Raw genomic sequence first — 13,978 nt, 5'->3', positions numbered from 1 at the left:
TTTAATTCTCAAAAAGATAAAGTAGAACGTCCATAGGTGCGAAATCCACCCAATTTCGGATCTGTGACTTGAGTCCTTCCTTTGCATGGAATCCGATGCCTATACCGGCAGCATCCAGCATGAGTTGGTCGTTGGCTCCGTCCCCTACAGCTACTATATTTTCGGAAGGAATGCTAAAAACTTTCCCCAACTCTATTAAGGAATCTTTTTTTACATTTTTATCGACTACTCTTCCAACGACTTTCCCGGTCAATTTACCGTTTTGGCGATCCAGATAATTCGCTCTTACTTCGTCGATACCGTATTCAGTCTGGAATTTTTCCAGTATATCGCTGAAACCGCCGCTAAAGACTGCGATTTTCGTTCCGTTCTTCTTTAATCCTGAGATCAGATCCGGCACTCCGTGATTGGGACGAAGTTTAGGATACAAATCGTTGAAAACTGTAACAGGCAGATCCTTGAGATAAGTGCAGCGTTTTTCCAAGGCTTCGATGAAATTCAGATTTCCTTCCATCGCTTGCTTGGTGACTCCGGCGACCTGATCGTATACACCAGCAAATCGTGCGAGCTCGTCTATCACCTCTTCTCGGATCAATGTGGAGTCCATATCGAAGCAAAATAAGGATGGGGATCGTAAATAATTCGGAATTTGTAGAAGATCGATTCGAAACTCGGATAGCTCTTCTCTACCTGCGGCAAGTTCTTCCCTAGACAATATTCTATCCGTTTCCCATGAGAAACATCCCCAATCGCTCGGTACCTTTTTACTATATGACAGAACGTTCGCGGTCTCTCCGAATCGCCGCAACAAGGCATTTTCTATCCGAACGTCCGGAAATTCCGATCTTGGAGGGTAAAAGAAAAGGATCACTTTATCTTATTTTAGAAAGACTTTGATTTTTTGGGCCCATATTTTATAGGCCTCTTCGTTCACATGAATCGGATCCTGCTTTCCGTTGTAAGTCGGCACGAATTCTTCCTTGATAAAAGGTAAATCCTTACGGCGGAAATTCGGCCAAATGTCCAAGTACTGCACATTTCCGTCTTCTGCGGCAATCTTAGCGAACCAGGCATTGGCAATAGGAGAAATAGAATTCACATTCTTACTTAATACGGGTGGAATTCCCAAAAGAAGAATCTTGGTATTCGGCAATGAGGTGCGAATCTTACGAACGATCCCCTTATGCATTTCCTCGATATAATCCAGGCATTTGCCTTCCCGGATATCGTTTCCACCGATCTCCAAAACGATAAAAGAAGGCTTCAGATTCAATACGGTTCGGTCCAATCTACCGGATAGAAGTTCCGTCATATCTCCCGGAATCCCCCGATTTATGGCTCCGGAAAATTCGGAAGATAGAATAGCCGGTGGAAAGGCGGCCATGAGGCTATTTCCCACAAAGACGATATTCGCTTTCTTGATCTGGGCATTTTCAGCCGCGTATTTTTCTACGGCTTCCTTATACTTACTTTGGTAGATTTCCCATTGGTCCTCGTCTCGGATCCCGATTCCGGAATAGCAAGAAAAAGAAGGGTGGTAGTAATCGTAAATTGTATTGGCGTGAAATAAGGAGCAGGAAACCGCGGACCAAAGGAGAAAGGAAACGCCCAGGATCTTTTTCATTTTTCCGATCTCCGCAATTAGACTCGACTCAGTTCTCGTGATCTTTCATATGAAATCGCTTATGCCAGTCGGCGATTTGGGCCTGCAGATATTCTTCCGTATCGCAAATGCGAAACTCGATTGGATTATTGGAAACTGTATCGATCAATTTGGCCTCTATATAGCCGTTCTTTAGTTTATTGATCTCTATTTTATATTTCATCCCTCGATCTCCGATATATCCAGGATTTTCCCCCCTGCCAGAGTTTCAATCTATTCCGAACCCGAGTGCGGAAAACCGATCCGAAGGAAGAATCTAATCTTTCCCTCCTGGAAAGGCTACACCAATTCGAGACGCGGTCGGAAAAAATTAGGCGTTGGACTTTCGGTATTTGTAAAGTTCGGGAAAATTCTCGGCGGCGTAAGGATGGTCCTTGCCCAAGGCGGATTCCCAGTCAATCTCCTCTCCCAAGCCGGAGGAAAATTCGGGGTAGAAACCTGCATCCAGAATGGTCTTGATCGTATCCAGTGCATCCGATCCTTTCACGTTCAGATAACCGCTGGCAAACAAGGAATTGGCGGCGTATAGAGCCATTCCCTGCATACCTCTCAAATGCCCCTCTCTTCCTGCGGCGATTCTCACCTCTGAGTCGGGATTCACTAAACGAAATGCGATTAGAGTACGAACGCAGAATTCAGGCGTTAGTGGTTGCGGATTGCGTATTGCATGTCCTGCTACAGGGATAAAGAAATTCACAGGAATGGAAATCACTCTCAGATTCTTAATTTCAAAGATCACATCTACCAGATCCTGTAGGCCTTCTCCCATTCCTACGATGACACCGGAACACATCCCTACTCCCGCCTTCATCAAATGGGTAATCGTTTCCACCCTCTGCTCGTAGGTATGCGTATCGCAGATTTCCGGATAATGTGCCTTGGAGGTATTCAGGTTATGATTATAGCGATCCAACCCTGCGGCCTTCAAACGCTCCGCTTTCTCCCGATCCAAAAGCCCGGCAGAAAGACAAACTTTCAGGCCGAGTTCCTTGCTGATCCTTTCGATTGTGGAGGCCAATTTTTCCGTAGCGAGAGAAGTCGGCCCGGTCCCCGCGGTGACCATACAGAATCTGTAGGCTCCGCTTTCCTTGGCCAGTACCGCATCTTGGAAGATCTCCTCTTCGGATTTGACGGAATATTCCTGAACGCCGGATCCTGCGTTCTTTCTTTGAGCGCAGTAACCGCAATCCTCGGGGCAATGCCCATTTTTGATATTGTCTAAAATATGAATTCGAACGTTCTTGCCGAAATACTTCTCGCGAACCTTATACGCTTTATCCAAACACTCCGTCAAAGGAACAGCCCCGCTCAGGATCGCATAAGCCTCCTCTCTGGAAATGATACTAGGCACTTCGGAGAGCACTTTTTCCTCTGTGTTTTGGGAGATATCTAAAGTCGATTTCATTATGCCGATAGTTTCCGAAGGCCACTTTTCCTTGGCAATCGATAAATCGCTCTACAAAACACTGTTCTTAATCAGGCACATTGTAAACGGAAATCGCTTCTCTGACCGCCTCGAAGACTCTATCCAGAGAGGATTTGGAAATATTATAAGGAGGAGTGATGTAGATTACATTTCCAAGCGGTCTAAGAATGACTCCTCTCGCTTGGCAGAGTCTACGAAATTCCCGAGCAAAAGAATTTGTATAGCCGCTAGGAGCGTTTCCAGTAAATAATTCTCCTACGCCTACGGATCCGAGAATCCGGACATTCCGTATCTTCTCCGGAAACTCAGACCTAAGTTTAGACCAACCTTCTTCTAATAAGGACTCCAAGCGCTTCACATCTTGCAGACGATTCTCTTCCTTATATACCTTTAAAGAAGCGAGAGCCGCGGCACATCCGGGCGGATAACCTGTCATCGTATGTCCGTGATAGAATGCTTTTAAAGGATCGGAAGAAGCGAATTCTCTATAGATCTCCTCTCTCACAAGAGTAACTCCCAAAGGAAGAAAGCCCGCGGTCAGTCCCTTGGAAAGAGCGATCATATCCGGTTCAATCCCCGCCGCCTGGAAAGCGAAATCGGTCCCGGTTCTTCCGAAACCTGTAAACACCTCGTCCAGAAGCAAAAGCACTCCGTATCTACGAGTCATTTCCCGAAGCCGAGTCAGAACCTCGGGTTTATGGAATAACATTCCTCCGGCACCCGCAATCAGAGGCTCTATCAGAACTCCCACCACTTCCGGAGAATGCGCCGAAAGAAAGGCCTCTAACTCGTCCAAACAATCCTCCGCGCAGGAATGAGGCGACTTACCTACGGGACAATCGTGACAAGCGGGAGAAGGAAAATTCTTAGTGGGAAATAATAAGGATTGGAAGACTCGATTGAATACGGAATCCCCACCCACGCTCATGGCGCCGATCGTATCCCCATGATAAGAAGAAGAGAAGGTAACGAAAATCTTGCGCTTGGTATCTCCTTGGTTCCGAAAGAATTGGAATGCGATCTTGAGCATGATCTCCAGCGCAGTCGATCCGTTATCGGAATATACTACCTTATGAAATTTCCAATCCGCGAATTCCAGGATTTCATGAGCGAATTCCAAAGCGGGAGGATGAGTAAAACCGGCCAAAAGCACATGATCCAATTTATCCAATTGGGCTTTTACTTCGGCGGCGATCTTAGGATGATTATGACCATGGATACTCACCCACCAGGAGGAAATCGCATCCACGTATTCCTTGCCGTTCTCATCGTATAAAAATTCTCCCTTTGCAGAATGGATCTTTAAAGGAGGATCCGAGTCCAATTGGATTGTATAAGGATGCCAAATCAAGGGAAGAGAATATCCGGAAGTATTCTATCAGGATCGAATTCCTCCGCGACTTTGTCCAGAAACTCTTGTCTAGGAAGTATTCTTTCTTCTATTAAAAAAGTGCCCAATAATCCGATCTCTGCCGCTTCGATAATCGTCCGTATATTATCAGAACGAAGAGGATTTTCCGGACCTATAAAATATACTCCTAGAACGGGCACATCCTGTCTCTTCATGGCTTGGATAGAAAGAAGTGTATGATTGATGGTTCCCAATTCAGTCGAAGCGACTAATACCACGGGCAATTTGGATTGTGCGGCAAGATCTATAGAGAAGAAATAACGAGAAAGAGGAGCGTAAACTCCACCGGCTCCTTCGATGAGAATCTTCTCCCCTTTAATGCTAAAAAGATGACGGGAAAGTTCGTCCGTGTCAATAACCACGTTTTCCATTTCCGAAGCCAGATGAGGAGAAGCAGGCAATTCGAAAGTATAATAGTTTTTCAGAAAGTAACTTTCGTTCAACCCGGTAAGATTCATGATCTTGACCCGATCCGAATCCGAGCCGGTTTGCACCGGCTTAAAGTATTTCAATCCCAATGTCTTGGCGTATTTCGCCATCATTAAGGAGCAAAAAAGAGTCTTACCTACGTCCGTTCCGGTCCCGGTGATGAATACGGACAAGTCAGTTCTCCGTAACCAATTCCAAGAAGCGTAAAACCTCTTCCTTGGAAATTTTAGAATGAATGGAGACTCGTAATCGGGAAATATCCACGGTAGGAGGACGAATCGCTTTCGCCTGAAAGCCCTCCTCCTCTAGGCGATTCGCAAATTGCAAAGCCTTCTCCTCCGAGTCTTGCAGAATCGGAATAATTTGAGAGGAAGAATTTCCGGTGTTCCAACCGGAACGATTCAGGTTGGTTCTCAATAGCTCCGAGAGCTCGTGGATCTTAGTCCTTTCCCGGTTCATGGAAGAAGCCAATCGAATGGAGAATAAACCAGCGTGAGCGATAGCGGGAAGAGGTGCCGTAGAAAAAACGAAAGTGCGAGCGGAGTGATACAGATATTTTTTTACGTCGGAAGAACAAGCTACCAAGGCTCCTTCTAATCCGAGGGCCTTTCCTAAAGTAGCCATCCTAAAATCCACATTTTCCGAATCCTTTCCTAATACGGAAGGAACTAGGCCCTCGCCTCTTTCTCCGAACACTCCGATTGCATGAGCCTCATCCAGGAAAAGCAAACAACCGTATTTGTCTTTGAGAGATAGGAGTCCCCGAATATCGCTTCTGTCTCCGTCCATACTGAAGATGGATTCGGTCACGATCATCTTATTCTTATGGCCGGAATGTTTTTTAAGCAATTCTTCCAGATGATCCAAATCGCAATGTCTATAATAAACCTTCTGAGCGCCGGAAAGACGAACTCCATCCATTAAGGATGCGTGATTTTTTCGATCGCAAAAAATCAGATAAGAAGGATCCGCAACGCAGGAAATTACGCCCACGTTCGCGGCGTATCCGTTAGAGAAGAATAGGGAGGATTCGGAACCGACCCATTCGGAAAAAGAAGACTCGAGTTCGTCGAAAACCTTGCGATGACCTCTGACCAAGCGACTAGCGGTGGATCCGGCACCGTAGAGATCCAAGCCTTCTTTCAAGGCTTGGATTAGTTCCGGATGGTTCGCTAAGCCCAGATAATCGTTGGAACAGAAATCCGCTCCCTTGGGAGGTTCCAGTTTGCGGATTCTGTTTTTAGATTCTAGCCGAGCGAAAAATGCAGGAAGCTCCTTGTAGAATGGAAGGGCTTTAGACTTAGCTTCCTGCACTTTTAAATATCCGGATTACAACATCCCTTTCACTTCGTCTCTTTCCGATTTGAGTTCGTCGTGAGTGATATTGAATTTTTCCTTAGCAAAATCGTTCAGTTCCAGGCCTTTCACGATCTCCACTTTGTTACCGTCGGACTTAACCGGGTAACCGAAGATGAGTCCCTTATCGGCGCCGTAAGAACCGTCGGAAGCGAGAGCCACGCTGAACCAGTCGCCTGCAGGAGTCGGAGTGATGATTTGGCGAACCGTGTCAACGACTCCGTTCGCGGCGGAAGCTGCGGAAGAAGCTCCTCTCGCCTTGATGATCTCAGCTCCCCTTTGCTGCACATTCTTAATGAAATCGCCTTTCAACCAATCATGATCCTTGATCACGTCGGTTGCGATTTTTCCGCCGATTTTAGCGTTATAAAAGTCCGGATACTGAGTGGAAGAGTGATTTCCCCAGATAGCGAGATTGGTCACGTCTTTTACCAAAGATCCTGCCTTCACGGCCAATTGTGACTTAGCACGGTTCTCATCCAATTTGGTCATAGCAAACCAACGCTCTGTAGGAACTCCTTTCGCGTTGTTCATAGCGATCAAGCAGTTAGTATTGCAGGGGTTTCCGACGACTAGTACTCTCAAGTCGGAAGCCGCATTCTTCTCCAATGCCTTACCTTGGTTTACGAAAATTCCACCGTTGATCTTTAGAAGATCGCTTCTTTCCATTCCGGCCTTTCTAGGAACGGATCCTACGAGCAGGGCCCAGTTTACGTCTTTGAAAGCCACATCCAACTCGGAAGAAACGGAGACTTTTTGGAGAAGAGGAAAAGCACAGTCCTCGAGTTCCATAATCACGCCTTTAGCCGCAGGAAGCGCCGCTTCCAACTCGAGCATTTGGATCTCTACCGGGGTATCCGCTCCGAACATCTGTCCGGAAGCTATTCTGAATAATAAAGAATAACCGATCTGCCCTGCGGCTCCCGTTACTGCTACTTTTACTGTCTTTGCCATTTGATTTATGAACTCCTAACTTTTTTCTTACGTTGGCTCTTTAATTTTTGAGCTCTTCGTCTATGATTTTAGTGAAATTTTGGATCGGCATATTGCCTTCCACCATGATTCCGTTGATGAAGAATGCCGGGGTCCCGTTGACTCCGTATTTCTGTCCCGCAGCCATATCCTCCTGGATGGATTTCTTAGCCGCAGCCTCGTCGGAGATACAACGGTTGAATTCTCCCATGTTCAGCCCTACTTGTTGAGCCAAAGATATCACATTCTCTTTTCTCAATTTGTCTCCGTTCTTAAAGAGCAAATTGTTCAACTGCCAGTATTTACCTTGAGGAATAGCACAGTTCGCGGCGATATGTGCGAACATAGCGTTTCGGTGAAAGGACATCGGGAAATCCCGGAAAACCCATTTTATTCTATCCTTATATTGTTCTCTCAGAGCCGCAGTTGTGGTTTGGCTCATAGCGCAATAAGGACACTCGAAATCGGAAAACTCTACTATGGTCACCTTGGCGTTGTCCGGTCCGATACTTGGATTGTCTCCGGTTTCAACGGCCACTTTAGTAGCTGGCGGAAGCTCGGGCCCGCGGATTTCGGTCTCGTATTTTTGTCTCAGTTCTTGGTAGAGCGCTTGTTTTTCACGGTCTTCTTGGACCGCTTTCAGATAATTGATCAGATCGGCTCTGACATCCTTATAAGGACGACCCTTCAGCTGCTCTTCGTTTTTGAATTGGTTATACGCCAATTCGATTTCCGCTTCCGCAGGTTCGTATCCTTCTGCGAATCGAGTCAGTTCCTCGACGGTAACTCCCCTTTCCTTGGCTTCCCTTTTCAAAATCTCGCTGGAAGCGAATTGGGAGAACAGCCTGTACATCTGCTGGTTATTTTCTTGCACGTATTTACGATAAGCGGCAGGATTTTCATCCTTCACATCGCCGATCGTGTAATAGCGCCAACCGATCTTCATGTAATGTTCCGGAAGGAAGAATTTCACGAGAGGATAAATGGATATAAGTACGTATCCTAAAAAAATCCAGGGGAGAATGGCCTGGAATTTGGCTCCAGGAAACCGTTCCCAAAACCGGGGAGAGCTTTCTTCTGACATAATCGTTAAAACCGGGGAATCAATCGTTCCTCCCGCCAATTTAGAAAGCTCCAATAGGGAGGCAAACGATTAATTCGGCGGGATTTTGGCCCACTTCTCCCGGAAATTTAGGAGAGAATGGTCCTAATCTTTGGGCTCCTCCCACCCGGAAATAGGTAAAAAAAAATTAAGCAAAGGATCCTATATCCGATAGAAATAATAGGGACTCCTTCTCCAAACAAACCCGAGGTCGGAGAAACTTAAAAAGGAAGGAATTCCCCCGAATTGGAACCCGCGTTTTTCCCTCGGGCGCGTCCAAAGAAAGGTAGGCCTGAAAATGGAGGTTTAGGTTTATGAATGTAACGAATGTACAAGCGGGAACATACTCCCCGCAATGGTCTCCACCGGCCCAAGAACCGGCAAAGGAATCGGAACAGACTCTGGATCATGTTACGATCAGCTTTGACGGAATGGAAAAAGCCAGAACCGAATCCATAAAGAGACCCGAATTGGAAGAATTAGTGATGAAACCTACTCCACTGACCACGGAGGAAAGGTTAAGCCAAGTCATTAGCCCGGAACAAATGAAGGATTTACTATCTATGATCGTGCGTTCGAAATTCGACTCGACCGTGGAAGAAGGGAAGACCGGACACAAATTCGATAGGAAAGGATAAGCCTTGGTATTTCTACTAGCGCTTGTCTTTTCCCCTAAGTTAGATCTATTCCTGACAGTAGCAACTTTCGTTGCGGTCCTAGGACTCCTATTCTTCTTTTATTTGGAAGTATTACGTCCATATGCCGCCAAAACGAAGCCGAGTAAGTTAGATCCTCCGGAAGAAGGAGATACCTTCGAGGTAGTCGTTCCGGAAAGCACACGTTTTTATAAATTCTCCGTGGGACAGGTTTACGGCAATCTTCCTACTCTCTGTAAATCCATACAGGACGATCATATCGTTTTCACTCTCAAAAAATCCAAGGATGCCGAGAACTACGATATACTCGTAACCAAGTCCGGCCCGGCACTCATGAAGCCTCCGAGAATGCAGTATTTCGGAAAAATGGAAACCTCAGAAAAAATCGAGAGCCATGAAATCATAGGCCAAACGGCATCCTTCCGGATCGGAGACAAAATCACAAAGGATAGAATGACGCAATATTTCGAGATCGGTCTGACCTCGACATTCTTCGTGACCAAACTAGGACAGGAAAGAATGAAATTCATATTCTCCGTCCAGAAAATCCATCCTGGACTTGCGGTTCGATCTAGGGATAAGAAGGGGCTGTATTCCTTCGGTAAAGAGGAAAGGTCGGAAGAAGATTGATCAGGAGATCTTTCTGAAAGCGGTTCGGACTCCTACGGTATCCGGTTCCAAACGAAGCAATCTGCAACGTATCCCCTTCTCCTCCGTGAACCTATCGCATAAGGATTGCAAAACCTTCTCCAACCTTTTGGAATCCTTCCTTCTTGCATACCCGACCACCGCCGGTCCGCTTCCGGAAAGAGATACGCCGATCAGTTTTTCTTTCGCCTTCTCCACCAAAGGTAGAAGAGGAAATTCGGAATTCATTCTGTAAGGAGTATGAATGCGGTCTTCCAAGGCTCTTTGCAAAAGACCCGGTTTTCCCGAATCCAAAAACTCCCACCAGGTAGCCATGCGGCTCATATTGAAAATCGTATCCTCCACGGAATACTTATCCGGGAGAATTTTTCGGGAATGGTTGGTTTCCGTCTCGAAATTCGGGAGAAAGAAAAAGCAGTCGATCGTTTTAGGAAACTTACGTTTGAAATAGTACAATTTCTCATCCGCAAAATAAGAGAATACGAAGCCACCCAAATAAGCGGGAGTCGTATTGTCCGGATGACCTTCGAGTAAGGCCAGCTTGTATAGGAATTCCGCCTCGCTAGGCAAAGGAATCTCCGGGAAGAATTTCTCCTGAACGAAACGTCCTGCGGAAAAACCGGCTACGACAGCGCTGGCGCTAGAGCCTAAACCACCCTTCATGGGAAGATTCAGATCCATTAGGATTCGATAAGGAATCGGATCGTTTCCGGATAGGAATTCGGAAAAATATTTTTTATAAGACTCGAGCACCAAATCGTCCCGGTCGGAAAAGGGAGCTTCTTCGAATCCCTTTACCTTTCGGGAGAATTCGGAGGCGTTACCGAATTCGAAATGGAAATCGTTATAAATCCGAAAGGCCATACCCAAGAGATCGAAGCCGGAACCTAAATTGGCGGACGTTCCCGGTACCTTCACTTGGAATTTGAACTTAAGATTCTTCATGTCTTCGGATTTTTGGCCATTCTTTGACCCTTCCCTGACCAGTCATTTGCTTTTCCGCATTCGGATATGAGAAGAATCCAAGCTCGAGGAATAGAAGAAATTCTTCATTGCATATCACCCAAGCATTCGGAAAGGATGCATGGATATGCATTTTGGATGGCCGGACGCTCTAGTCGTATTTTTCTATTTCGCAATCGTACTCTATTCGGGATATAAATCCGGAGCTAAAAATTCAGGAACGGAAGAATTCTATCTCGCCGGTAGAACTCTTTCTTGGATTCCCCTATCTCTTTCCATCGTAGCGACGGAAACCTCCGCTTTGACCTTCCTTTCCGTTCCCGGAATCGGATACTCTGGAAATTTCACATTCCTGCAAGTGGTACTCGGTTATATTTTAGGAAGATCGATCGTTGCCTTCTTTCTACTTCCCATCACTTACCATCATAATTTTCTCTCGGTCTACGAATGGGTGGGAAAGAAATACGGTAGGACCTCCCAAAAGACAATGTCCGCATTGTTCTCTATCACTCGAGTCTTAGGAGACGGGGTAAGACTTTACGCATCCACATTACCTGTAGCGATGCTTCTGGAGATCGGTTTGTCTAGATTTTTACCGAACCCTCCTGGGCAATACTCCATAGGAATCGCGACTCTATTCTTAGTTACGGCAATCACTCTCGCATATACGATGCAGGGAGGATTCCGTTCTGTCGTTTGGGTAGACACATTGCAATATTTCGTGTACATCTTCGGGGGAGTTTTCGCACTCTACCTTCTCATAGGAGAAAGTTCCGAACCCGTTTCTCTATTGGGCAAAGCCTGGGAAGAGAATAAATTCAGATTCTTGGAATTCTCCAATTCTCAGGCGACCTACTTCTTTCCTTGGGCGGTTTTAGGAGGAGCCTTATTGAGTTTAGGAACGCACGGAGCGGATCAGATGTTTGTCCAAAGAGCTCTTGCCGCTCGTAATATTAAGGACTCGCAAAAAGCGATGATCGGATCCGGAATCGCTGTGTTCTTCCAGATGATTCTATTCTTAAGTATCGGGACCCTGCTCTATTACCATTTCTCCGGATCTTCTCTCAATCAGGACAAAGTGTTCTCCAAATTTTTAGTGGAAGAAGTACCGGCACCTTTCCTCGGATTACTCCTTTCAGGGATTCTAGCATCCACCATGTCCACTCTTTCCAGTTCCATCAATTCCTTGTCTCTGACAGCTAAGGCTGATTTCGGCTGGTCTTTAGGAGGTCAAAAATTTTCCGCGTTCTTCTTTGCCGTTCTTCTTTTCTTGAGTTCCCTTTTCTTCTTTTCTCTTCCGGAAATCTATACCAAAGGACTATTGGAATTGGGACTCAAGATTTCCTCATTCACGGTAGGATCCATGGTTGCGGTATTCTTATCGGAAGTGATTCCTTACTTGAAAAAAAGATTGGTCGTTTCCGATCCGGGACTCGCGCTTTCTTTAGGAGCGTCCATTCTATCCACAGGAATTTTAGGGACCGTTAAGAATTATAATTTTACGATATTAGTTCCTACGGGAATGGTCCTGTTTTGGACTTTCGCATTCCTATTAGGAATATTTTTTAAAAAGGAAATCAAATAGAAGAAAGATAATCCGTTAGGATTTTCTTAAATTCGGGGGCCTTCGTAAAATGAATATAATGGTCCCCACCCGGAATCGTCTCGAATTTTGCGAAAGGAAAATAGCGTAGCGCGATCTCCTTATCCTTTTCTCCGAAATACTCGGAAGCTCCTCCGAGTATGAAAAGAACCTCCCGGGGATAGGTCTTATTCTCCCCCCGAAATTGAGATTCGAACATTCTGCGAGAACCGGAGATTCCGGAAACGTTCAATTTCCAACGATAACCTCCTTCCTCTCTCCTCTCCAAATTCATGAGTAGAAAATTCCGGATGAATGGATCCGGGACGAAACCGGAAACAGCCGTATCGACTTCCTGGCGATTTTGGAATCCGGAAACATCCGTGTTTAGAACGGACAATTCGGAATCGTAACGGAATTCATAGTCTCGGGGCGAGATATCCTGGATAATCAGATGCTGTACGATTTCCGGATTCTCGAGAGCGATAGTCATCGCCACAAGCCCTCCCATAGAATGGCCCAGCAGAATGATTTGAGGAATATCTCTGTCGGACAAAAACTCCCTTACATCCTCCGCCATCGCGCTTAGAGTATGCTCGGAAGAATGGGGAGAATCACCATGGTTTCTGAGATCCAGGGCATAGACTTCGGAAAATTGACTCAAGAAATCGGCGACGCCCATCCAATTTTTGGAAGAGCCGAAGAGTCCGTGTAGAATGATGATCGGGGAGGAAAACTTTTTGCCTTCCTTAGCGGGATAATGTCGAAACGCGAGTTTCACTTCTTAGAGCATTCCTCTTCGATGATCCTAACTTTAGGATGGAATTTCTTTCCGTATCTTGCCGGCAATTCCTGTACCTTGGATCTAAAGCTTCTAATGCTCTCTTCTTTCGGCAATTTGGTATCGCATAGAAGGGTTTCCCTATCCTTGGTAAAACCCACTAATCGTTTTTCCAACTGGGAAGAGAATATCGCAGAATAATTTCCGTTCGGTTGCAGCAAAAGGTATTTCAGCCTTCTGTTTTCCTCGTCCGCCAAGACGCAGATTGGATCCCTTCCGCAACGGATTTCCGGAGTGTGCTTCACGGCAAGATAGGCCGCGAAGTCCCCCGGTTTGGAATTCGGATAGGCCTCGGCGACCCTCCAATATGCCTCCGGCCTAACCCGAACCTTGGAACCTTCCTTAGCGTTGGTCAGACTATCGGTCCATATTCCATTTTTAGAATATACTCCCGTTTCCGAAGGAAGATTCTTGAGCAGATCCTCCAATTTTTGCCTGGATTTATTTTTGTATTCCGAAGATTGCAGCACTTCCAGATATCTCTGCAAAACCACCAGCCTTCTGATTTTCAAGAATAGGAATTCGTTTCCTTGGAAAACGGGACCTTCTTCCACTTTGGAAAGGTAGGTAAAGACGGATTCTAATTCTCCCGGTCCGGAATCCTGGTACAAAAGCCTTTCTATGGCTTTAGTTACGACGGTATATGTGCCCTTATTTCCGATCCGGAAAACATAACGAGAATCCACCCAACCCCTGAGTCCGTCCCGGTCGGTCAGGAGTTGGTATTTGCTTTCTGTCTCTTTCTGGTTTTCGGAGTATAGAATCTCTCCGAAAGGAAGCTTGCGTAATACTTCGGATTTCTTTTCTGGAAAAAGAACTAGATCCGAGCCGGGTTCCAACACGATGAATTCTCTTTTTCCTTCTCCGAAAATCGGAAAGAAAGAGAATCCGAGAACTAGCAGGAAAAGGATTCGGCCCGAATGCATTCC

At 45.9% G+C, this 13,978-nt stretch carries 15 protein-coding genes; 3 read left to right on the top strand and 12 right to left on the bottom strand.

What is annotated here, in order from left to right:
- Nucleotide 1 precedes the first annotated feature (1 nt).
- The 9 genes from serB to LEP1GSC061_RS07765 form a co-directional block, all read right to left on the bottom strand.
- Nucleotides 2–871 carry a phosphoserine phosphatase SerB gene (gene serB, locus LEP1GSC061_RS07800; protein ID WP_040508131.1) on the bottom strand — a complete coding sequence of 290 codons (870 nt, stop codon included), beginning with the start codon at nucleotides 869–871 and terminating at the stop codon, nucleotides 2–4.
- A 6-nt stretch (nucleotides 872–877) separates the two neighbouring features.
- The gene (locus LEP1GSC061_RS07795) at nucleotides 878–1,624 is read right to left on the bottom strand and encodes a GDSL-type esterase/lipase family protein (RefSeq protein WP_016545013.1); all 747 of its coding nucleotides are present in this window, start codon (nucleotides 1,622–1,624) and stop codon (nucleotides 878–880) included.
- A gap of 28 nt (nucleotides 1,625–1,652) precedes the next feature.
- Nucleotides 1,653–1,826: a hypothetical protein gene (locus LEP1GSC061_RS21650; RefSeq protein ID WP_016544656.1), complete on the bottom strand. Its 174-nt coding sequence runs from the start codon at nucleotides 1,824–1,826 to the stop codon at nucleotides 1,653–1,655.
- A gap of 147 nt (nucleotides 1,827–1,973) precedes the next feature.
- Entirely contained in the window at nucleotides 1,974–3,068 is a 1,095-nt protein-coding gene (gene bioB / locus LEP1GSC061_RS07790; protein ID WP_016544959.1) for a biotin synthase BioB, read from the bottom strand.
- 67 nt (nucleotides 3,069–3,135) lie between these two features.
- Entirely contained in the window at nucleotides 3,136–4,440 is a 1,305-nt protein-coding gene (gene bioA / locus LEP1GSC061_RS07785) for an adenosylmethionine--8-amino-7-oxononanoate transaminase (RefSeq protein ID WP_016545053.1), read from the bottom strand.
- Nucleotides 4,437–5,102: a dethiobiotin synthase gene (gene bioD, locus LEP1GSC061_RS07780; protein ID WP_016544797.1), complete on the bottom strand. Its 666-nt coding sequence runs from the start codon at nucleotides 5,100–5,102 to the stop codon at nucleotides 4,437–4,439. Before bioD ends, bioA begins: the two co-directional genes overlap by 4 nt.
- Before the next feature lies 1 nt (nucleotide 5,103).
- Nucleotides 5,104–6,243 carry an aminotransferase class I/II-fold pyridoxal phosphate-dependent enzyme gene (locus LEP1GSC061_RS07775; protein ID WP_016544861.1) on the bottom strand — a complete coding sequence of 380 codons (1,140 nt, stop codon included), beginning with the start codon at nucleotides 6,241–6,243 and terminating at the stop codon, nucleotides 5,104–5,106.
- Between the two features lie 15 nt (nucleotides 6,244–6,258).
- Nucleotides 6,259–7,239 carry a malate dehydrogenase gene (locus tag LEP1GSC061_RS07770; RefSeq protein WP_016544986.1) on the bottom strand — a complete coding sequence of 327 codons (981 nt, stop codon included), beginning with the start codon at nucleotides 7,237–7,239 and terminating at the stop codon, nucleotides 6,259–6,261.
- 40 nt (nucleotides 7,240–7,279) lie between these two features.
- On the bottom strand, nucleotides 7,280–8,341 hold the full coding sequence (locus tag LEP1GSC061_RS07765) for a DsbA family protein (RefSeq protein WP_040508264.1): 1,062 nt from the start codon (nucleotides 8,339–8,341) through the stop codon (nucleotides 7,280–7,282).
- 332 nt (nucleotides 8,342–8,673) lie between these two features.
- Between LEP1GSC061_RS07765 and LEP1GSC061_RS07760 the strand changes: the two genes are divergently transcribed.
- Nucleotides 8,674–8,997 (top strand): hypothetical protein, encoded by a 324-nt coding sequence (locus tag LEP1GSC061_RS07760; protein ID WP_016544414.1) that lies wholly within the window; start codon nucleotides 8,674–8,676, stop codon nucleotides 8,995–8,997.
- 3 nt (nucleotides 8,998–9,000) lie between these two features.
- Nucleotides 9,001–9,645 carry a hypothetical protein gene (locus LEP1GSC061_RS07755; RefSeq protein WP_016544565.1) on the top strand — a complete coding sequence of 215 codons (645 nt, stop codon included), beginning with the start codon at nucleotides 9,001–9,003 and terminating at the stop codon, nucleotides 9,643–9,645.
- Here the strand turns inward: LEP1GSC061_RS07755 and thrB are convergent, their stop codons facing one another.
- Nucleotides 9,646–10,608 (bottom strand): homoserine kinase, encoded by a 963-nt coding sequence (gene thrB / locus LEP1GSC061_RS07750; protein ID WP_016544670.1) that lies wholly within the window; start codon nucleotides 10,606–10,608, stop codon nucleotides 9,646–9,648.
- Between the two features lie 145 nt (nucleotides 10,609–10,753).
- Here thrB and LEP1GSC061_RS07745 point away from each other — a divergent pair, with 145 nt between their 5' ends.
- Nucleotides 10,754–12,211, top strand: coding sequence for a sodium:solute symporter family transporter (locus LEP1GSC061_RS07745; RefSeq protein ID WP_040508130.1), 1,458 nt, complete (start codon nucleotides 10,754–10,756; stop codon nucleotides 12,209–12,211).
- On the opposite strand, the gene LEP1GSC061_RS07740 is transcribed toward LEP1GSC061_RS07745, so the two are convergent.
- Nucleotides 12,204–12,989 carry an alpha/beta fold hydrolase gene (locus LEP1GSC061_RS07740; RefSeq protein ID WP_016544434.1) on the bottom strand — a complete coding sequence of 262 codons (786 nt, stop codon included), beginning with the start codon at nucleotides 12,987–12,989 and terminating at the stop codon, nucleotides 12,204–12,206. The genes LEP1GSC061_RS07745 and LEP1GSC061_RS07740 overlap by 8 nt on opposite strands.
- On the bottom strand, nucleotides 12,986–13,975 hold the full coding sequence (locus LEP1GSC061_RS07735) for an SH3 domain-containing protein (RefSeq protein WP_016544334.1): 990 nt from the start codon (nucleotides 13,973–13,975) through the stop codon (nucleotides 12,986–12,988). The genes LEP1GSC061_RS07740 and LEP1GSC061_RS07735 overlap by 4 nt, the downstream gene beginning before the upstream one ends.
- Between the last annotated feature and the right edge of the window lie 3 nt (nucleotides 13,976–13,978).

Source organism: Leptospira wolffii serovar Khorat str. Khorat-H2 (assembly GCF_000306115.2).
Classification (GTDB): Bacteria; Spirochaetota; Leptospiria; order Leptospirales; family Leptospiraceae; genus Leptospira_B; species Leptospira_B wolffii.
Note: the sequence above shows the minus strand (reverse complement) of the source record. Positions and strands in the feature narration are given on the sequence as shown.

Coding starts and splice junctions, on each gene's coding strand:
- LEP1GSC061_RS21650 (WP_016544656.1), bottom strand. CDS start 1,826: ATGAAATATAAAATAGAGATCAATAAACTAAAGAACGGCTATATAGAG.
- LEP1GSC061_RS07735 (WP_016544334.1), bottom strand. CDS start 13,975: ATGCATTCGGGCCGAATCCTTTTCCTGCTAGTTCTCGGATTCTCTTTC.
- bioB (WP_016544959.1), bottom strand. CDS start 3,068: ATGAAATCGACTTTAGATATCTCCCAAAACACAGAGGAAAAAGTGCTC.
- thrB (WP_016544670.1), bottom strand. CDS start 10,608: ATGAAGAATCTTAAGTTCAAATTCCAAGTGAAGGTACCGGGAACGTCC.
- LEP1GSC061_RS07765 (WP_040508264.1), bottom strand. CDS start 8,341: ATGTCAGAAGAAAGCTCTCCCCGGTTTTGGGAACGGTTTCCTGGAGCC.
- LEP1GSC061_RS07770 (WP_016544986.1), bottom strand. CDS start 7,239: ATGGCAAAGACAGTAAAAGTAGCAGTAACGGGAGCCGCAGGGCAGATC.
- LEP1GSC061_RS07795 (WP_016545013.1), bottom strand. CDS start 1,624: ATGAAAAAGATCCTGGGCGTTTCCTTTCTCCTTTGGTCCGCGGTTTCC.
- LEP1GSC061_RS07745 (WP_040508130.1), top strand. CDS start 10,754: ATGCATTTTGGATGGCCGGACGCTCTAGTCGTATTTTTCTATTTCGCA.
- LEP1GSC061_RS07760 (WP_016544414.1), top strand. CDS start 8,674: ATGAATGTAACGAATGTACAAGCGGGAACATACTCCCCGCAATGGTCT.